Origin of the sequence: Thioclava pacifica DSM 10166 (genome assembly GCF_000714535.1) — a bacterium.
Classification (GTDB): Bacteria; Pseudomonadota; Alphaproteobacteria; order Rhodobacterales; family Rhodobacteraceae; genus Thioclava; species Thioclava pacifica.
The window spans coordinates 23,400-41,134 of sequence record NZ_AUND01000038.1 but is presented as its reverse complement, the minus strand read 5'-3'; the positions used below and the strand labels follow the sequence as shown (position 1 = coordinate 41,134).

At 65.3% G+C, this 17,735-nt stretch carries 16 protein-coding genes; 2 read left to right on the top strand and 14 right to left on the bottom strand.

The window, feature by feature from the left end:
- Window positions 1–7: 7 nt before the first annotated feature.
- Both cpaB and TP2_RS14190 read right to left on the bottom strand, forming a co-directional pair.
- The gene (cpaB, locus tag TP2_RS14195) at window positions 8–811 is read right to left on the bottom strand and encodes a Flp pilus assembly protein CpaB (RefSeq protein WP_038078856.1); all 804 of its coding nucleotides are present in this window, start codon (window positions 809–811) and stop codon (window positions 8–10) included.
- A gap of 120 nt (window positions 812–931) precedes the next feature.
- Complete coding sequence (locus tag TP2_RS14190) at window positions 932–1,132, bottom strand: Flp family type IVb pilin (protein WP_038078853.1); 201 nt, start codon at window positions 1,130–1,132, stop codon at window positions 932–934.
- A 305-nt stretch (window positions 1,133–1,437) separates the two neighbouring features.
- Between TP2_RS14190 and TP2_RS14185 the strand changes: the two genes are divergently transcribed.
- Window positions 1,438–2,688: an FAD-dependent oxidoreductase gene (locus TP2_RS14185; RefSeq protein WP_038078850.1), complete on the top strand. Its 1,251-nt coding sequence runs from the start codon at window positions 1,438–1,440 to the stop codon at window positions 2,686–2,688.
- A 9-nt stretch (window positions 2,689–2,697) separates the two neighbouring features.
- Window positions 2,698–3,624 (top strand): ornithine cyclodeaminase family protein, encoded by a 927-nt coding sequence (locus tag TP2_RS14180; RefSeq protein WP_038078847.1) that lies wholly within the window; start codon window positions 2,698–2,700, stop codon window positions 3,622–3,624.
- A gap of 3 nt (window positions 3,625–3,627) precedes the next feature.
- On the opposite strand, the gene TP2_RS14175 is transcribed toward TP2_RS14180, so the two are convergent.
- The 12 genes from TP2_RS14175 to mraZ form a co-directional block, all read right to left on the bottom strand.
- Entirely contained in the window at window positions 3,628–4,383 is a 756-nt protein-coding gene (locus TP2_RS14175) for a LamB/YcsF family protein (protein WP_038078844.1), read from the bottom strand.
- Window positions 4,383–5,399: a 5-oxoprolinase subunit C family protein gene (locus tag TP2_RS14170; RefSeq protein WP_038078841.1), complete on the bottom strand. Its 1,017-nt coding sequence runs from the start codon at window positions 5,397–5,399 to the stop codon at window positions 4,383–4,385. The genes TP2_RS14175 and TP2_RS14170 overlap by 1 nt, the downstream gene beginning before the upstream one ends.
- Window positions 5,396–6,163, bottom strand: a complete 768-nt coding sequence (locus TP2_RS14165) for a 5-oxoprolinase subunit B family protein (protein ID WP_169739541.1) — start codon at window positions 6,161–6,163, stop codon at window positions 5,396–5,398. The genes TP2_RS14170 and TP2_RS14165 overlap by 4 nt, the downstream gene beginning before the upstream one ends.
- 87 nt (window positions 6,164–6,250) lie before the next feature.
- Window positions 6,251–7,651 carry a UDP-N-acetylmuramoyl-L-alanine--D-glutamate ligase gene (gene murD, locus TP2_RS14160; RefSeq protein ID WP_038078838.1) on the bottom strand — a complete coding sequence of 467 codons (1,401 nt, stop codon included), beginning with the start codon at window positions 7,649–7,651 and terminating at the stop codon, window positions 6,251–6,253.
- A gap of 160 nt (window positions 7,652–7,811) precedes the next feature.
- The gene (locus TP2_RS14155) at window positions 7,812–9,203 is read right to left on the bottom strand and encodes a uracil-xanthine permease family protein (protein WP_038078835.1); all 1,392 of its coding nucleotides are present in this window, start codon (window positions 9,201–9,203) and stop codon (window positions 7,812–7,814) included.
- Window positions 9,204–9,371: 168 nt separating this feature from the next.
- Window positions 9,372–10,454, bottom strand: a complete 1,083-nt coding sequence (gene mraY, locus TP2_RS14150) for a phospho-N-acetylmuramoyl-pentapeptide-transferase (RefSeq protein ID WP_038078833.1) — start codon at window positions 10,452–10,454, stop codon at window positions 9,372–9,374.
- Window positions 10,454–11,902 (bottom strand): UDP-N-acetylmuramoyl-tripeptide--D-alanyl-D-alanine ligase, encoded by a 1,449-nt coding sequence (locus TP2_RS14145; protein ID WP_038078831.1) that lies wholly within the window; start codon window positions 11,900–11,902, stop codon window positions 10,454–10,456. The genes mraY and TP2_RS14145 overlap by 1 nt, the downstream gene beginning before the upstream one ends.
- On the bottom strand, window positions 11,902–13,383 hold the full coding sequence (locus TP2_RS14140; protein WP_038078829.1) for a UDP-N-acetylmuramoyl-L-alanyl-D-glutamate--2,6-diaminopimelate ligase: 1,482 nt from the start codon (window positions 13,381–13,383) through the stop codon (window positions 11,902–11,904). Before TP2_RS14140 ends, TP2_RS14145 begins: the two co-directional genes overlap by 1 nt.
- Before the next feature lie 119 nt (window positions 13,384–13,502).
- Window positions 13,503–15,317, bottom strand: a complete 1,815-nt coding sequence (locus TP2_RS14135) for a peptidoglycan D,D-transpeptidase FtsI family protein (protein ID WP_240473774.1) — start codon at window positions 15,315–15,317, stop codon at window positions 13,503–13,505.
- On the bottom strand, window positions 15,317–15,679 hold the full coding sequence (gene ftsL / locus TP2_RS14130; RefSeq protein WP_038078825.1) for a cell division protein FtsL: 363 nt from the start codon (window positions 15,677–15,679) through the stop codon (window positions 15,317–15,319). The genes TP2_RS14135 and ftsL overlap by 1 nt, the downstream gene beginning before the upstream one ends.
- Window positions 15,676–16,683, bottom strand: coding sequence for a 16S rRNA (cytosine(1402)-N(4))-methyltransferase RsmH (rsmH, locus tag TP2_RS14125; protein WP_038078823.1), 1,008 nt, complete (start codon window positions 16,681–16,683; stop codon window positions 15,676–15,678). The genes ftsL and rsmH overlap by 4 nt, the downstream gene beginning before the upstream one ends.
- Window positions 16,684–16,686: 3 nt before the next feature.
- Complete coding sequence (mraZ, locus tag TP2_RS14120) at window positions 16,687–17,172, bottom strand: division/cell wall cluster transcriptional repressor MraZ (RefSeq protein WP_169739540.1); 486 nt, start codon at window positions 17,170–17,172, stop codon at window positions 16,687–16,689.
- Window positions 17,173–17,735 lie beyond the last annotated feature (563 nt).

The window sequence follows — 17,735 nt, the reverse complement described above, 5'->3', positions numbered from 1 at the left end:
CCGCGCCTCACTTGATCGCGGTCTCGGTGACTTCGGTGCCGCGGCGGATTTTCACCGTGCGCACCTGGGTCGGTTCGAGCTTGGACGGACGCTCGCTCAGGATATCCGCAAGGCCGATCGAGGGCAGCGGAGCGTTTTCCGCATCATCGAGCGTGCGCAGCGTCAGGCTGAGCGTCCCGGCTTTTTGCGCCAGAGCGAGGCGCTGGCCCTGTTCGGGCGTCACTTCGACCGTCACGGTGCGCGCGACACCCGGCGTCTTCACCTTTTCATCCGAGGTCTGGTCGACGCCGATCACCCGCACATCCTGAAGGATCGTGACGGTCTTGAGCGTATCGTTCTTGCCGCGCGTCATCATCACATCGACCTTGTCGCCGGGCGTGACGAAACCGCCGACGCCGCTTGATGCGTTGACGCTGATCGCCATGGCGCGGCTGTTCGGACCGAGGGTCTGGACGATGGTGACCTTCTCGCCATAGCCGGAGACTTTGGAGGCAAGGATCAGCTCGCCTTGTGCAATCTCGGCCTTCGCGCGGCGCGGTTGTTCACCCTTAGCCGGAAGAAGAGCCGCAGAGTCCGTGAAGACCCCAGGCGGCAAAGCCTCTTTGGGCCAAGCGATGGTGGTCAACTTTTGGGATTCGATGGTCTGACCGAACGGAATGCTCTGTGCGGCCGCGAGAACTTCAACCAGACCGGATTTTTCGGCAGCGGCCTCACGCTGAAGCTTCGCTTCAAAGAAATTCTGCGCCAGGTAGGCCGAGCCGCCCGCAACGACAAGACCGGCGGTGAAGGTCAGCAGGGATGCGATACGCATGGCGCTCTCCATTTCTGAGGTTTGAATGGCTTAGGGCAAATCGAACACCGAACTGCCCTAAGCGAGTGCACCTGAAGGCGCAGCGGGTCCGAGACTGCTCGAACCGCTGCCGCCGGAAACTCAGTCGCCGTACTGGCCAGGAGTTTGGCCGAGAATGGTCGCAGCGCCCGAAAGCTGGGTGAACACACCGGTGCTGACCACACCATAGATCGCCGAGCCGATGCCGACAGCGATCGCCAGCGCGATACCGTATTCGACGACGGTGACGCCTTCTTCATCATCCTTGAGATCGCGAAGGGTCTTGAGTTTGAACAGTTTCATCTTTCACTCCATTTGCTTTACTAAGCCGGGCTCCCCGGCGGAAATGGCCCCGTGTCCCCAGACGTGCCGGGCAGCCAAGTCCAAGGCTAAGGCTTCTCAAACCGTCCACACATCAGCGCGTCGTGGCGAAAACGCCACCTGTGGTTGTATTTCTTGGCACCCGACGCATTTTTCTGCGCTGGCCGGGCTCGCTTGACGGCCCCCTGGGGCACCGATAGCCTCACCGCGACTCTCAAGAAGGGGCCGCAAATGCCCGGTTTTCCGACCAATTCTGCTCGCGCAAATCCCGCCACGGGAGGGCGCGCATGAGCGTCGTCGTTCTGGGCGCTGGCGTGGTGGGCATCCAGACCGCCTTTGCGCTTGCACGGCGCGGGATCGAGGTGACGGTGATCGAGCGCGGCCCGGCACCGGCAAACCTGTGTTCGAAGGGCAATGCGGGGATCATCTCGATCGGCCATGCCGAGGCCTGGGCCGGACCCGGCGCACTCGGCACGATGATCCGCGCCGCCGCGGGGCGCGATCCCGGGGTTAAGGTCAGTCGCTGGACCGATCCGGCGCTGATCCGCTGGGGCATGGAGTTCCTGCGCAACTGCTCAGCCGAGGCACATCGCGCCAATAGCGACCGTCTCGCACGGCTCTGCCGTTTCAGCCGCGCGCGCCTACCCGTGGTCGCCGAGGAAGCTGGGCTCTCCGATCTCGTGCGTCATGCGGGTGGCTTTTACCTGCACACCGACCGCACCGAATTCGAGACCTTCCGCGACAGCCATGCCAGCGCCCATCTCCAGCCGGTCAGCGCGGCCGAGATTGTTGCGAAAGATCCAAGCCTGAGCCGAATGACCGATCATTTCGCGGGTGGCTTCTACGCGCCCGAGGACAGCGTGGGCGATTGCCACCTCTTCACCAACGAGCTCGGTGCGCATCTGGGGCGCCTCAACCATGTCTCGCTGCGCTACGACACCGAGGTCGAAGGGATCGAACGGCAGGATGGCGCGGTCACCGGCATCCGCGCGGCCGGCGAGGTGATCGCAGCCGATCACGTCATCCTCGCGACCGGGATCGAGACTCCCGATCTCACGCGCGCCTTGGGATTTGCGCCCAATATCTACCCGGTGAAGGGCTATTCGGGCAGCTGGAGGATCAAGGACGCCGAGGCCGCCCCGCGCCTGCCCTTCATCGACGAGGCCGCGCGGCTTGCCGTGGGCGTCTATAGCGGCATCCTGCGGATCACGGCGCTTGCCGAATTCGCGCGCCGCAATCGCGACATGCCCGAGAAGAGGCTCGACATCCTGCGCCGCTATGCCGAGCGCCATTTCGCGGATGTCGTCGATCTCGACGATGTCACCTTCTGGACCGGGCTTCGCCCGACCACCCCCGCCAGCGCCCCCTATCTTGGCCGTGTACGCGCCTATCCCAACCTCTGGATCAATGCGGGCCACGGCTCGCTTGGCTGGACCGCCTCGGCGGGCTGCGGCGAGCTGCTGGCACAGGCGATTTCGGGCGAGGCGCTTGAGGTACAAGATGTCTCGGCCCAGGCCCGCTGGCTCGACCCGTTATAAGGAGAGACGATGAGCATCCCGACCCTGACCTATGACGCGATGATCGACCGGCTCGACTGGACGGAGGCTGTGGAGGCCCTGCGCGAGGGCCACAAACGCCCGCAGGCCGAGATCGGAGACACGTTCCTCGGCCCCGCGACCGGGACGCTTCTCAGCCGCTCGGCCTATGTTCCGGGGCTGGGCTACGGGGTCAAAAGTTTCACCGTTTTCGATGGCAATCCGCAGGCGGGCCTGCCCACGGTGCAAGGCGCGATGCTGGTCTTCGAGCCCGAACATGGCTGCCTGCGCGCCATCGTCGAAAGCCCGCTGGTCACCGAGATCAAGACCGCCGCCGATAGTGGCCTTGGCGCGCGGCTTCTGGCGCGCCCCGAAAGCAAACGCCTTCTGATCGTGGGCGGCGGAACGGTCGCCCGTTCGCTGATCGCGGCTTATGGCGCGCTCTTTCCGGGGCTTGAACAGATCACTCTTTGGACGCGCCGGCCCGAACAGGCGCAGGCGCTGGTGGCGGATGTCGAAAGCGCCATCCCCCTTGCTGCCGCGCCGGATCTGGCAGAGGCGGCAGCCATGGCCGATATCATCTCCTGCGCAACGATGGCACGCGAGCCGGTGCTGCAAGGTGCCTGGATCAAGCCCGGCACCCATATCGACCTGATCGGAGCCTACAAGGCCGACATGCGCGAGGCCGATGATGCGCTGATCGCGAAGGGGCGCCTTTTCGTCGACAGCCGTGCAACGACGCTCGGCCATATCGGAGAGCTGCTGATCCCGATGCGCGCAGGCGTGATCTCGGAAGGCGATGTGCTGGGCGATCTCTACGATCTGGTCGGCGGCACCGCGAAGGGTCGCGAGAGCGCCGAGGAGATCACGATCTTCAAGAATGGCGGCGGTGCGCATCTCGATCTGATGACCGCGAATTACATCGCCTCGAAGGCCTGAGCCTCAGGCAAAGCGCGCGATCCCGATGCCCTCTGCGGCAAGATGACCCCGCAGCGCGCGTGCCATCGCGACCGCATCGGGGCTGTCGCCATGCACGCAGACCGTGTCGATCCGGCAGGGCAGCACCTTGCCCGAGCCGGTCACGATCCCACCCGCGCGCAGCATTGACGCCACCCTTTCGGCCGCCGCGCTTGCATCATGGATCATCGCGCCCGGCGTGCCGCGCGGGGCCAGAAGACCTGTTTCGGTATAGGCGCGATCGGCAAAGATCTCGCCCGCCCTCTTCGCTCCCAGCGCTTCCGCTGCCTCATCCATTGCGGTCAAAGGCATCACCACGAGAATGAGGTCCGGATCGACCGCAAGCGCAGCCTCGTAACAGGCGCGCGCGATCGAGACATCCTCGGCCGCCATGTTCGAGAGCGCCCCGTGCAGCTTGAGGTGCCGTACCTGCCCACCCGCGCGCCGGGCCATCGCCTGCGCGGCCCCCAGCTGGTAGGCGACAAGATTTCCAAGCTCCTCGTTGGAAAGCGACATCCGCCGCCGCCCGAAGCCTTGAAGGTCGGCAAAACCCGGATGCGCGCCGATGCCCACATCCTGCGCCACCGCCGCGCGCATCACCGCCGCCATGTGATCGGGATCGCCCGCATGAAAAGCGCAAGCGATATTGGCCGAGCTGATCACGTCGAGCAGCGCCGCATCATCGCCCATGCTCCAGGGGCCAAACCCCTCGCCCATATCGGCATTAAGATCGATACGCATCAGCTTCTCTCCAGATCGTCGCCCGAGGTTACACCGCCGATGAGCTGGTAGGAAAGCAGATCCCCCATTTCGGACGGGTCGCGGATCAGCGGATGGCAGGTGGCCCGAAGGGTACGCAACTGCTCGGCCTCGGGCCGCCAGAGCGCATCGGCCTGATCGGGCGAGAGGCGGATAAAACGGAGCTGCGCTCCGGGCGGGGCTTGGGCGATGGTCGGCAGATCGGCGGGGATCACTGTGCCGATCCTCGGATAGCCGCCGATGGTCTGGCATTCGGCCAGCAGCACATAGGGCACCCCCTCGCCCGTCATCTGTACATCCCCCGGCCCGATCACATCCGACGCGAGCCCCGCCGCCTCGCGCGCGGCGAACCGCCTCTGCGCATCGAGTTGCACGCCTTGACGATTGCCACGCGGCGCGCGGGAAAACACGGTCTCATAGAAATCTGCGATCACTTCGGGGCTGAACAGCGCGGTTTGCGGACCATCCATCACCCGCACCGTGCCGCCCCCGAAACGCTGGCTCGCGGGCAAGCCGAGCGCAGGTTGATCGGGCGCGGGCTCGTCAGCACAGGGCAGTGTCAGACCCGTCTCCACCCGCGCGCCGATCCCGATCGACAGATGCGCCGCGCGGCTGCTCAGCCAGTCGGGCGTGGCAAGCCCACCGCCGGGCACGAGATAGCCGTAACTGCCCGTCTGCGCGCCACCGATGCGCAGCTTCTGTCCGGGCAGAACCGGGTGGGCCGCGTTCCAGCGCAGTGCCGCCCCGTCGAGATCGGCCTGCATCGGCGCGCCGGTCAGCGCGATCCGCATCGGTCGGGTGACCTCGAAAAGTCCCCCTGCCCCGGCCATCTCGAGGCCAGCCAGCGGCGCCTCGGCCCCCAGCAAAGCCGCCGCCTCCAGAAGCGCCAGCCGATCCATCGCGCCACCGCGCGAGAGCCCTTGAGCGAGATAACCCTCTCGCCCCATATCCTGCACCGAGATCAGCCCCTCGGCACGCAAGACCCGCAGCGCGCTCATGCCAGATGCTCCAGCCGCGCGCCGCCCATGCCGTCGGGCGTATCGAGCGCCGCCAGTTCCCCTGCACTGACCGGCACGAAGCGGATCGCGTCGCCCGCGCGCAAAGGCATCGGCTCGGTCCGTGCAGGATCGAAGCAACGGAAATGCGCACGCGCGACCTGCCGCCAGCCTGTTGCCGAGGCCGCCCCGAAAAGCACGATCTGGCGCACCGCGACCACCACCGCCCCGGCGGGCACCGAGGGCACCAGCTCGGGCAGGCGCGGCAGGTTCCAGCGCTCGGGAAGCAGGCCGAGATAGGGTTGGCCAGGAAAGAAACCGATCGCCAGCACGCGCAGATCGGCTTTGGAGATCTGCTCCACCGCGGTCGTTTCGTTCAGGCCAAGCGCGCGGGCAATGGGGGCAAGCTCTGGCCCGTTCTCGCCGCCGAAAGCTGCCGGGATCTGCCAGCGGCGGATTGGGTCCGGCAGGTGGCCCGCCTCGCGCGCCGCACGCTCCGCCATGGGGCGCAGCGTCGCGATCAGATCAGCGCGCCGCATCTGTACGGGATCAAAGCGCAGCAGGAGCGAGACCAGCGCGGGCGCCACCTCGATCACCCCGGCGAGCGGAGCCTCTTCCAAGGCGCGCTCGAAGCCCTGCGCGGCCGCCATCGCAACGGGGTCGGGGCTAAGCGCGAAACGCACGAGCACCCCATCCGCGCCCGCGGGCAGCAGCTCGGGCGTCGGGGACGAAATGGGGCCGACATCGCTCATGGGGGCATCGCTCATGGGGGCATCGCTCATGGGGGCATCGCTCATGGGGGCATCGCTCATGGGCTCAGCATCGCTATTGCGTGCGCGGGCGCAAGCCCCGGCTCAGCCCGGCAGCGCATCCACGAGCTGCGCGAAATGCTCTCCGCGCTTTTCGAAATTGGGATATTGGTCGAAGCTCGCTGCCGCCGGGGCGAGCAGCACCGTATCGCCAGCCTCGGCATCGCGCATACAGGCCGCGACCGCCGCTTCCATCGTCTCGCAGATCTCATGTTCGAGCGGGGCGAGTTCCAACGCGAAATCGCGTGCCGAATGGCCGATGAAATAGGCTTTGCGTACATGTTCGAGATGGCCCGCGAGGCTCGCTACCCCGCCTTCCTTGCCCAAGCCCCCCGCGATCCAGCGGATATTGCGGAACGCATCGAGCGCCTTGGCCGCGCTGTCGGTATTGGTGGCCTTGGAGTCGTTGACCCAGCGCACGCCCGCCTTCTCGGCCAGCGTCTGGCTGCGATGGGGCAGGCCCGCGAAAGAGTGGAAGGCCTCCTCGATCATCCGCGGCGCGATCCCCAGCGCGCGCGTCGCGGCATAGGCGGCGCAGGCGTTCTGGTGGTTATGTGCGCCCGGAAGCCCGGTGATTTCGCGCAGGTCGATCGAGGCCAGTTGTCGCCCCTTGCGCCATTCGCTCAGGAACCCCTTGCGGGCAAAGACCGACCAGCCCCAGTCGCCGAGCTTGCGCGCCGAGGAAACCCGGATCAGCCGGTCGTCCTCGCGCCCCATCGCGATCTGGTTGGCGAGATAGACGCCTTCGGGCTCGTCCACCCCGATCACCGCACGATCGGGGCCGCCTTCGGCAAAGAGCCGGCGCTTGGCCGCGAAATAGCCGCCCATCCCTGCGTGGCGATCGAGATGGTCCGGCGAGAGATTGGTGAAGACCGCGATATCGGGGGTCAGAGCCCGCGCCAGATCGGTCTGGTAGCTGGACAGTTCCAGCACCACGACCTCGCCATCCTCGGCCGGTTCGATATCGAGCACGCCGCGCCCGATATTGCCCGCCATCTGGGTCGGACGACCCGCCTCTTGCAGGATGTGATGGATGAGCGCCGTGGTGGTCGATTTCCCGTTCGAGCCGGTCACGCAGATCGTCCGCGGGGTGGTGTCGAAATTGTCGAACTCCCGCGTCGCCCAGGACCGGAAGAAGAGCCCGATATCATTATCGACCGGAATGCCTGCCGCCATTGCCGCCGCGATCACCGGGTTGGGCTTGGGATAGAGATGCGGAATGCCCGGCGAGACGATCAGGGCCGCGACCCCGTCAAAGGCGGTTTGCCGGGTGAGATCATGGATCGCGAAGCCCGCCTCCTCGGCGCGGGCACGGCCTTCCGGGCTGTCATCCCAGCACAGCGGCTCCGCTCCGCCGGCACGCAGCGCCGCCGCCGTCGCCAGACCCGAGCGCCCGAGCCCCAGAACCGCCACCTTATGTCCGTCGAAACCCTGAACCGGGATCATCGCAGCCTCCTGTCGCGCGCGGGGGCCAGCCCCCGCACCCCCGGGATATTTGAAGCAGTTGGAAAGGGAAAGGGGGCGGGTGCCGTCAGCGTCAGGGCGCTGCATTAGAAAAGAGGGAGGCTCAGCCCCCCTCTTTCTGGTTATTCGTTGAGACTGCGTCTTATTCGGCGGCGCTCACCGGAGCCTCTTCGCCAGCCTCCTCGAGCTCGCTTTCCGATTGCGCGCCTTCGGGGATCAAAAGCGACAGGAGGATCGCCGAGAGGCCGGAAAGCGTGATCGGGGTCGCCACGACCTGTTTGAGCAGCACCGGCAGATGTTGCGTGGCATCGGGCACCAGCGTGACACCAAGGCCGAGCCCGAAGCTCACCGCCATGATGTAGACACGGCGCATGTCGATCGGCTCGGAGGCGATGATGCGAATGCCCGCCACCGCGATCGAACCGAAGAGCACCAGCGTCGCGCCCCCCAGCACCGGTTTGGGGATCAGCAGGAACACCGCGCCGAAGATCGGGAAGAAACCGAGAATGACGAGGAAAAGCGCGATGTAGCGCCCGACATGGCGGCTTGCCACGCCGGTCATCTGGATCACCCCGTTATTTTGCGAGAACGTCGTGTTCGGGAAGGTGTTGAAGATCGCCGCCAGCCCCGAATTCACACCATCGCCCAACACGCCGCCCTTGATCCGGCTGAGATAGAGCGGGCCGCGCACCGGCTGGCTCGAGATCACCGAGTTCGCCGTGAGGTCACCCGAGGTCTCGATCGCGGTCACGAGATAGAGGAAGGCGATCGGGATGAAGAGGCCGAAGTCGAAATCGAAGCCGAATTTGAAGGGCATGGGCAGCGTGATCCACTGGGCCTTTGCCAGAGGTGCGGGATCGACCATGCCGAAGAGCGCCGCGACGATCGTGCCCGCAATGAGCCCGATCATGATCGCCGAGATCCGCAGCATCGGCTTGCCGAGGAAGGTGGTCACCAGGATCACCACGACGACGATCGTGCCCAGAAGCAGGTTCACCGGCTGGCCAAGATTCTCGCCTGCCCGCGCGCCGCCCGCGAAATCGGTGAAGCCGACCTTCACGAGGCTCAGCCCGATCACGGTGATCACGATGCCGGTCACCGTCGGGTTCACCACCCGGCCCAGCTTGTCGATGAATTGCGACAGCACGATCTCGACGACACAGCCGACGAGGCAGAGACCGAAGATCATCGCGAGAATATCCTCGGGCGAGCCGCCGCGCCCTTTGACGGCAAAGCCCGCGGCAAGGATCGCGCCGAGAAAGGCGAAAGAGGTGCCCTGCACGCTCAACAGCCCCGACCCCACCGGCCCGACCCGGTTCGACTGGATGAAGGTCGCAACCCCCGAAACGAAGAGCGACATGGCGATCAGGTAGGGCACGTGCTCGCCCAGCCCGAGAACGCCGCCGATCACCAGCGTGGGGGTCACGATGCCCACGATCGACGCGAGAATATGCTGGAGCGCGGCGAGCGAGGCCGGCCCCGGTGCGGGCTTGTCATCAAGCCCGTATATCAATGCGTGTTTACCTTGTCCCATCGTCGGCCCCTCTTGCAGAACTCTGTGCCGTCAGGGGAGCGCGAAACATGTAAAAGGACAAATCCCACATGCCCCATGTTCCCGTAAAGGCAGCGCATGGGGCAATGCAGGGTCAGTTTTCGCCGCACTGCCGCATAAAGCAGCAGCCTGCGAACCGAACCGTTGGGATCAGCGGATCTTCAGAGTGGCAAGACCGATCAGCGCGAGGATCAGCGAAATGATCCAGAAACGGATCACGATCTGCGGTTCGGACCAGCCCTTCTTCTCGAAGTGGTGGTGGATCGGAGCCATCAGGAAAACGCGTTTACCGGTGCGTTTGAAATAGGCGACCTGGATAATCACCGAGAGCGCCTCGACCACGAAGAGGCCGCCGACAATCCCAAGCACGATCTCGTGCTGGGTGCACACCGCGATGGCGCCGAGCGCGCCGCCAAGGGCCAGAGAGCCGGTATCGCCCATGAACACGGCCGCGGGCGGCGCATTATACCACAGGAACCCCAGCCCTGCGCCCATCAGCGCGGCGGTAAAGATCGCCAGCTCCCCGGTGCCGGGCACGAATTGCACGCCCAGATATTCGGTGAAGTCGGTGCGGCCCACGACATAGGCAATCGCGCCCAACGTTCCGGCCGCGATCATCACCGGCATGATCGCCAGACCGTCGAGCCCGTCGGTGAGGTTCACCGCATTGGCCGCCCCCACGATCACGAACATCGCGAAGGGGATGTAGAAATAGCCGAGATTCAGGATCAAATCCTTGAGGAACGGCACCGCGACATGACCGGCCAGCTCCGTGGGATGCAGATACCAGGTCGCGACCGAGGCCAGAAGCGCCAGCAGGAAGCCCAAGCCCAGCCGCGCCTTGCCGCTCACGCCCTTGGTATTCTGCTTGGACACCTTGGCATAATCGTCGGCAAACCCGATCGCGGCATAGCCATAGGTGACCATGAGCACGACCCAGATATAGCCATTGTCGAGCCGCGCCCAGAGCAGCGTCGAGACGAGAAGCGCGGTGAGGATCAGGATCCCGCCCATCGTCGGCGTGCCGGCCTTGGCCAGATGCCCCTCAGGGCCGTCATCGCGGATCGGCTGGCCCTTGCCCTGCTTCATCCGCAGGATGTTGATCAGCCACGGCCCGAAGATGAAGCCAACCAGTAGTGCCGTGAAGAAGGCCCCGCCCGCCCGGAAGGTGATGTAGCGAAACAGGTTGAACACGCCCCCGCCATCGGACAGGTCGGTAAGCCAATACAACATTACTCTTTTCCTCTATGCGCCTCGGCCGCGCCGGGCTGGCGCAGTTTCTTCAAAGCCTCCACGACGAGGCTGACCTTCGAGCCTTTCGAGCCCTTCACCAGCACCACATCGCCGGGATCGACGAGATGGCGTGCTCGCTCGGCCAGTTCCTCAGCGCTCTTGTACCACTCGCCACGCTTGGCGCGCGGCAGCGCCTCGCGCAGCGCCGCCATGCGCGGGCCCGCCATATGAACCAGATCGACCGAAGCCATCGACGGCAGATCCGAGATTGCGGCATGGAGCGCGGCTTCATCCTCGCCCAGTTCCAGCATGTCGCCAAGGATCGCGATGCGGCGGCCCTTCGCGGTGCGCCCCACCCCGTCGCGCGGGCTTGCGCCCGCCAGCACTTCAAGCGCCGCGGCCATCGAAGCCGGGTTGGCGTTGAACGCATCATCGAAGAGATCGAAGCTCTCCGCCTCGTCCACGATGTCGAGATAGATCCGCTCGCGCTGGCCACGCCCCGCTGGCGGCTGCCAGGAGCCCATATCCATCGCGGCCACCGCCGGATCACAGCCCGCGGCCTCGGCGAGCGCCAACACGCCAAGAGCGTTCGCAGCGAAATGCTTGCCCGGCGTCATCACTTTGAAAAGCATCGGCTTTCCGTGATGTTCGGCCTGAACGACCGTGGCGTCTCCGGCAATGCGCGCGTCGATCAGCCGGTAGTCGGACCCCGCTTCGGGGCCAAAGCTGACGACCGCGCCCGCGGTTGCTGCGGCCTCGCGCAGGATCGGTGTCACGTCGAGCCCGGTCGGGATCACGGCGGTGCCGCCTGCGACCAGCCCCTCGAAGATCGAGCCCTTTTCGCGCGCGATGCCTTCGAGATTTTCAAAGGCCGCGAGATGGGCCGGGGCGACGGTGGTGATCATCGCCGCATGGGGCTGCGCGAGGCGGGCGAGCGGCGCGATCTCGCCGGGATTGCTCATCCCGATCTCGATCACCGCGAAATCCGCGTCTTCGGGCATCCGTGCCAGCGTGATCGGCACGCCCCAGTGGTTGTTGAAGCTCGCCTCGGCGGCATGGACCGTGCCCTGCGCGGAGAGCACCGCGCGCAGCATTTCCTTGCTCGAGGTCTTGCCGACCGAGCCGGTCACGGCGAGCACGCGGGCGCGCGATCGGGCGCGGCCGGCACGGCCAAGCGCTTCGAGCGCGGGCAGAACCTCGGGCACGATCAGCAGCGGATCGGATGTCGAACAGCCTTCGGGAATGCGCGAGACGAGCGCCGCCGCCGCGCCCTTGTCCAGCGCCTGACGTACGAAATCATGCCCGTCGCGAACATCCTTGAGCGCGATGAAGAGATCACCCGGACGGATCGTGCGGGTATCGATAGAAATCCCTGTCACGGCAAAGGCTTGGGTCACCTGCCCTTGGGTCGCGGTCGCCGCATCGGTGGAGGTCCAGAGCACGCCCATCAGATCTTCCCGTCCAGCGCGGCCACGGCCACGCTCGCCTGTTCGGCATCGTCGAACGGGTAGATGTCCGAGCCGATCACCTGACCGCTCTCGTGCCCCTTGCCCATGACCAGAAGCGCATCGCCCGGCCCCAGCGCATCGACGCCGCGCAGGATCGCCTCGGCCCGGTCACCAACTTCCATCGCGCCCGGTGCGCCCTCCATCACCGCAGCGCGGATCGTGGCCGGGTCTTCGGTACGCGGGTTATCGTCGGTCACGATCACCAGATCGGCATTCTCGGCCGCCGCCTTGCCCATCAGCGGGCGCTTGGACGTGTCGCGATCCCCGCCGGCGCCAACGATCGCGATCAGGCGGCCCATGACATGCGGGCGCAGCGCCTTGAGCGCGGTCTGCACCGCGTCGGGCGTATGGGCGTAATCGACGAAGACCGTCGCGCCGTTCTCACGGTTCGCGGCGAGCTGCATCCGTCCGCGTACCGTGGTCAGGCGCGGTAGAGTTGCGAAGACTTCCTCGGGCTCGGCCCCGCAGGCGATGGCGAGCGACGCGGCCGTGAGCACGTTCATCGCCTGGAAGCCGCCGATCAGCGGCAGGCGCGTCATCTGCGTCCAGCCCTCCCAGGCGAAGCGCACATCCTGCCCCGTCGCGTCGAAACGCTGGCCAAGGATCTGCATCTCGCATTGCTCGGAATGGCCGATCCCGATCAGCTCCTGCCCGCGTGCGGTGACGTATTTGGCCAGTTCCTGCCCCTTGGGATCGTCGAGATTGATCACCGCCGCACCATCCTCTGGCAGGACACGGGTGAAGAGCCCCGCCTTGGCCGCGAAATACTCGTCGAAGCTCGCGTGATAATCGAGGTGGTCTTGCGTGAAATTGGTGAAGGCGGCGGCGGTCAACGTCACCCCGTCGAGGCGGCGCTGTGCGAGCCCGTGCGAGCTTGCCTCCATCGCCGCATGGGTCACGCCCACGCCCGCCATATCGGCGAGCAAGCGATGCAGGGTGATCGGCTCGGGCGTGGTATGCGACGAGGGCGCGGAATAACTGCCCTCGACCCCGGTGGTGCCGATATTGGCCGCCTCGAAGCCCAGCAATTGCCAAATCTGGCGGGTGAACGTCGCGACGGAGGTCTTTCCGTTCGTGCCGGTGACTGCAATCATCGTCTCGGGCTGACGGCCGAACCAGAGGGCTGCAGCGAAGGCCAGCGCCTGACGCGGGTTCTCGGTCACCACGATGGCGGTGTCGGTGCCTTCGAGCGCCGCACGCGCGATCGGCTCACCGGCGCGATCGGTCAGAACGGCAGCCGCGCCCATGCGCAGCGCGTAAGGGATGAACTCGGCCCCATGGATCTTCGTGCCGGGAAGCGCCGCGAAGAGATGGCCGGGTTTGACCTGACGACTGTCGACCGAAAGCCCCGAGATCGCGCGATCTCCCCCATGCAAAGGGGTCAGCCCCAATTCGCTCAGCATTTTGCTGCCCGCGGCCATGTCGTTCGTCCCTCACTCAGCTTGTCGCACTTATCCGGTGGCAGCCTTGCAAGGTCAAGGCGCGAGCACCCCGGCTCGGACCCCATGCGCGGCATCGTGCACGGGGCGTGAAAGTGGCTTCAGTCCTTCTTCACAAGGCGGATCCCGTCGAGCGTATCCGGCGTGGTCGGCTCAGGGCGCAGACCCAAAAGGGGTGCCACGCGGCGGATCGTTTCGGCCGCCACCGGAACGGCGGTCCAGCCTGCGGTGCGGCGCGGTTCCTTACCCGAAGTGTCGGTCGGCTCATCGAGCGTCAGCACCAGCACATATTCGGGGTTGGTCACCGGGAAAACACCCGCGAAGGTCGAGATCACCTTGTCGTCGTAGTAACCGCCCTGCGGGTCGGGTTTGTCCGCGGTGCCGGTCTTGCCCGCGACCTGATAGCCCGCGACATCGCCGAAGCTCGCCGTGCCGCGCGTGACCACCGCGCGCATCATCGCCAAAGCCTTGCGCGCAACGGCAGGCGAGACAACCTGGTCCCCCTCGGGCGCACCGAATTCCTGCTTGTGCGGCTCTTTCGGACCGCCTTGCGCGATAAGTGTGGGCAGCACACGCTTACCGTCATTGGCGATGGTCGCATAGGCGGCGGCCAGTTGCAGCGGGCTGTCGGACAGGCCATGCCCGTAGCCGATGGTCATCGCCGAGAGTTCGGACCATTTCGAGGGCAGGATCGGACGGCCCGTGGGCGCCTCGATCAACTCGACCGGCGAGGGCTCCAGCAGACCCAGCTTGCCGAGAAACTCACGCTGCTTCTCGGGGCCGATCTTCTGCACGATCCGGGCAGTGCCGATATTCGAGCTATGTACGATCACATCCGTGACCGAGAGCTGTTTGCCGTAATCATGGAAGTCGTGGATCTTGAACTTGCCCCAGCGCAGCGGCCCCTTCGTGTCGACCATCGTGTCGGGCGTGACGAGCCCATCCTGCATCGCCTGTGCCACTGCGAAGATCTTGAAGGTGGAGCCGAGCTCGTACATCCCCTGCACCGCGCGATTGAATAGAGGGCTGTCGGAGGGATCGCCCTTCAGCAGCGGTGCGGGTCGGTCGTTGGGGTCGAAATCGGGCAAGCTCGCCATCGCGACGATCTCACCGGTCTGGACCTTCATCAGCACCGCCGTCGCGCCCTTGGCGTTCATCAGCTTCATGCCGCCAGAGAGCACGTCTTCCAGCGCGGCCTGCACCGTCAGATCAAGCGAGAGCTTGAGCGGCTGACCGCCATTGCCCGGATCGCGCAGCCAGCTGTCATATTCCTTCTCGATCCCGGCCACGCCGAGGATCTCGGCCGAGTTCACGCCTTCGGTGCCGTAACGCGAGCCACCAAGGATATGGGCGGCCAGATGCCCGTTCGGGTAAAGCCGCATCTCGCGCGGTCCGAACAGCAGCCCCGGATCGCCGATATCATGCACGGCCTGCATCTGCTCGGGGCTGATGCGCTTCTTGATCCAGACGAATTTGCGCCCGCCGGTGAAATCCTTGATCAGCCGCTCGCGGTCAAGATCGGGGAAGATCGCGACCAGCTTGTCGACCGTGCCCTTGGGGTCGATCATCATCGGCGGCTGAGCATAGAGCGCATGGGTGAGAAGATTGGTGGCCAGCACCCTGCCCTTGCGATCGACGATATCGGCGCGCTGCGCGTGGATCTGCTCGGTCGAAGTATCGGTTTGCGGCTCTTCGGGGCGCGCGGCCGCGAAGGAGCCCATCCGCAGCCCGACCGTCAGGAAGGCCGCGAGAAACAGCACCGACATGACCAGCAGGCGGCCCTCGGCGCGCTGGCGCGCCTTGTCGCGGGTCGCCTCGCCACGCAGGCGGCGGTTTTCGCGCTCGATCGCGTCGGGGTTCTCGCCCTTGGCGCGGGCATCGAGAATACGGGCAAGCGGACGAAGGGGCGTGCGCATCAGTTCCCTCCCTCGGGATCAGCCTTGACCTCGACCGGAACGGAAAGATCGGAGGTGTCCGGCGCATCGGCCTGCGGCGTCGGATAGGCGATCTGGGCGACGGTGCCGAACTGCTCGGGCGTCATCGGCAGAAGCCGTAGCGAGGCGAAGTTCAGGTTCACCAATTCGCGCAGCCGCTCGGGACGGTTGAGATAGGCCCATTCGGCATTGAGCACCGAAAGGCCCTCGTTGAGCGAGGCGATCTCGCGATTGAGATCGCGCAGCTCGTCGAGCTTGTCCTGCGTGTCGTAATTGACGTGATAGGCCCAGAAGGCGAGCCCCATGACGAAGACAGACGTGGCGAGATAGGCAAGCAGTCTCAACGGCGTTTCCCCTTCTTCTCTCCGGTCACCAACGCGGGCAGGCCCAGCTGGCTGCGGTCGGCCTTGCCGGCCGGTGCCTGCGTGCGCCGCCCCACCCGCAGCCGCGCAGAGCGCGAACGCGGGTTCTCGGCCAGTTCCTCTGCATCCGGCCCATCGCCTTTGACGAGAATTTCAAACGCCGGATCAAGGCTTTGCTGGACCGGCGCATAGCGCGATCCGCCGCCGCCCGTGGACGAGCGCGCCGCAAAGAACCGCTTCACCACCCGGTCCTCGAGCGAGTGAAAGCTGACCACCGCCAGCAGCCCGCCGGGTTTCAGCGCGCGCTCGGCGGCCTCCAGCCCCTCGATGAGCTGGCCGAATTCATCATTCACCGCGATGCGGATGCCCTGGAAGCTGCGCGTCGCGGGATGGCTCTGGCCCGGTTTCGGGCGCGGCAGGCAACGCTCGATCACCTTCACCAGCTGCTGCGTGGTCTCGAAGGGCTGGACTTTACGCGCCTCGACAATCGCCTTGGCGATCCGGCGAGAGGCGCGCTCCTCGCCATATTGATAGAGGATATCCGCGAGATCTGCCTCGTCCGTCTCGTTCACCAGATCGGCGGCCGAGGGGCCGTCCTGCGACATCCGCATGTCGAGCGGCCCGTCGCGCAGGAAGGAAAACCCGCGCTCGGCCTGGTCGAGCTGCATCGACGAGACGCCAAGATCTAGCACCACCCCGTCGAGCAGTTCGTCGCTATAGGTATCGAGCTCGGAAAACGTGCCTTCGACCAGTTCCAGACGGTCGCCATATTGCCCGCGCCAGCTTTCGGCCATCTCGAACACCGCCGGATCGCGGTCCACGCCGATCACCTTGTCGGCCCCGGCCTCCAGCAACCCGCGCGTATAGCCGCCCGCGCCGAAAGTGCCATCAAGCCAGATGCCGGAGACAGGCGCGACCGCCCGAAGGAGCGGCCGCAGCAAAACCGGGATATGGGGGGCGTCTGGCAGGGCGTCCCGATCCGACATGGCTCACCCCTGTGACAAAAGGCTGAGCGGGTCGAAATCTTCGCCCTGTTCCTCGACCCACTGGTCGATATTCGCTTCGTCGGCAGCGGCGAAGGTCTCGGGATTCCAGATCTCGAAAGTCTCGCCCACGCCGGAGAAATAGGCCTCGGTGGACAGACCGATCTTCGCACGCAGCGGCGCCGGGATCACCAGGCGGCCATCATTGTCGACTTCGGTCGGGTGCGATTTCGAGAGCACGAGACGTTGCAGGATCGTGCGCTGCTTCGAGCCGCGCGGCAGCGCCGCGATATCGGCGGCCAGCGCCTCGAAAGCGGCCTGCGTGTAAACCTGGAGCATTTTCTGGGTGTCGGCGCCGTAGACGATAACCATGCGCGGGCGCTCTTTGTTCGGACGGTCGGGATCACCTTCCTCGAGCTCACGACGAAACAGCGCGGGGATCGACACGCGACCCTTGCTGTCCACCTTGAAGGTGTATTCGCCTATGAACATGCCCGCCAAAGCGCGCTCCTATCACCTGTCCCTATCCGGGCCGGAGCCCGGAAATGAAAACGGCGGATTGGGCTGCTGCCACTGCCCAATCCGCCGCCCTCGTTCCCATCTCTGGGTATGTCCGACTGCGCGCGCCACCTGGGGGGATGTCTGCTCGCTCGCGCGCCGGATCTCTTCGTTTCGTGAAGCGGGTGCCTGTATGAAACCTGCGTATCGCCGTGAGGTCTTTATGCCTCTTTGTGTCCTCGCTTCCGATGAATTAGGGATGCCATGGGAAATCATGGCACGCAAGAAAAAATTTGCCGATTGATGGGAAGATCTTGTCCTGAAGCCCCTTAAAAAACTAGGTGTTGTGGCGCTGCGTTGCTCCATATAGGCGCAAAGAACCAAAAATAATCTACATATAGTACAAAACTTCAGGTGGAGCCCATTCCCACCATAATGCATTTTTTTTCGAAAAATCCGTCTCACACACCCCTTCAGGCACGTCACCCCCTCAGAATCGGAGCATCATTCCGCCTATCACATAAGGATGATTTGTCTCGACTCGGCGCGATTGACCC

What these genes read in the sequence shown, in the direction of transcription:
- TP2_RS14185 (WP_038078850.1), top strand. Translation starts at nt 1,438, where the DNA reads ATGAGCGTCGTCGTTCTGGGCGCTGGCGTGGTGGGCATCCAGACCGCC.
- TP2_RS14155 (WP_038078835.1), bottom strand. Translation starts at nt 9,203, where the DNA reads ATGGGACAAGGTAAACACGCATTGATATACGGGCTTGATGACAAGCCC.
- TP2_RS14145 (WP_038078831.1), bottom strand. Translation starts at nt 11,902, where the DNA reads ATGGGCGTGCTCTGGACCTCCACCGATGCGGCGACCGCGACCCAAGGG.
- TP2_RS14140 (WP_038078829.1), bottom strand. Translation starts at nt 13,383, where the DNA reads ATGGCCGCGGGCAGCAAAATGCTGAGCGAATTGGGGCTGACCCCTTTG.
- mraZ (WP_169739540.1), bottom strand. Translation starts at nt 17,172, where the DNA reads ATGTTCATAGGCGAATACACCTTCAAGGTGGACAGCAAGGGTCGCGTG.
- TP2_RS14190 (WP_038078853.1), bottom strand. Translation starts at nt 1,132, where the DNA reads ATGAAACTGTTCAAACTCAAGACCCTTCGCGATCTCAAGGATGATGAA.
- rsmH (WP_038078823.1), bottom strand. Translation starts at nt 16,683, where the DNA reads ATGTCGGATCGGGACGCCCTGCCAGACGCCCCCCATATCCCGGTTTTG.
- TP2_RS14165 (WP_169739541.1), bottom strand. Translation starts at nt 6,163, where the DNA reads ATGAGCGATGCCCCCATGAGCGATGTCGGCCCCATTTCGTCCCCGACG.
- TP2_RS14135 (WP_240473774.1), bottom strand. Translation starts at nt 15,317, where the DNA reads ATGCGCACGCCCCTTCGTCCGCTTGCCCGTATTCTCGATGCCCGCGCC.
- mraY (WP_038078833.1), bottom strand. Translation starts at nt 10,454, where the DNA reads ATGTTGTATTGGCTTACCGACCTGTCCGATGGCGGGGGCGTGTTCAAC.
- TP2_RS14180 (WP_038078847.1), top strand. Translation starts at nt 2,698, where the DNA reads ATGAGCATCCCGACCCTGACCTATGACGCGATGATCGACCGGCTCGAC.
- cpaB (WP_038078856.1), bottom strand. Translation starts at nt 811, where the DNA reads ATGCGTATCGCATCCCTGCTGACCTTCACCGCCGGTCTTGTCGTTGCG.
- murD (WP_038078838.1), bottom strand. Translation starts at nt 7,651, where the DNA reads ATGATCCCGGTTCAGGGTTTCGACGGACATAAGGTGGCGGTTCTGGGG.
- TP2_RS14170 (WP_038078841.1), bottom strand. Translation starts at nt 5,399, where the DNA reads ATGAGCGCGCTGCGGGTCTTGCGTGCCGAGGGGCTGATCTCGGTGCAG.
- TP2_RS14175 (WP_038078844.1), bottom strand. Translation starts at nt 4,383, where the DNA reads ATGCGTATCGATCTTAATGCCGATATGGGCGAGGGGTTTGGCCCCTGG.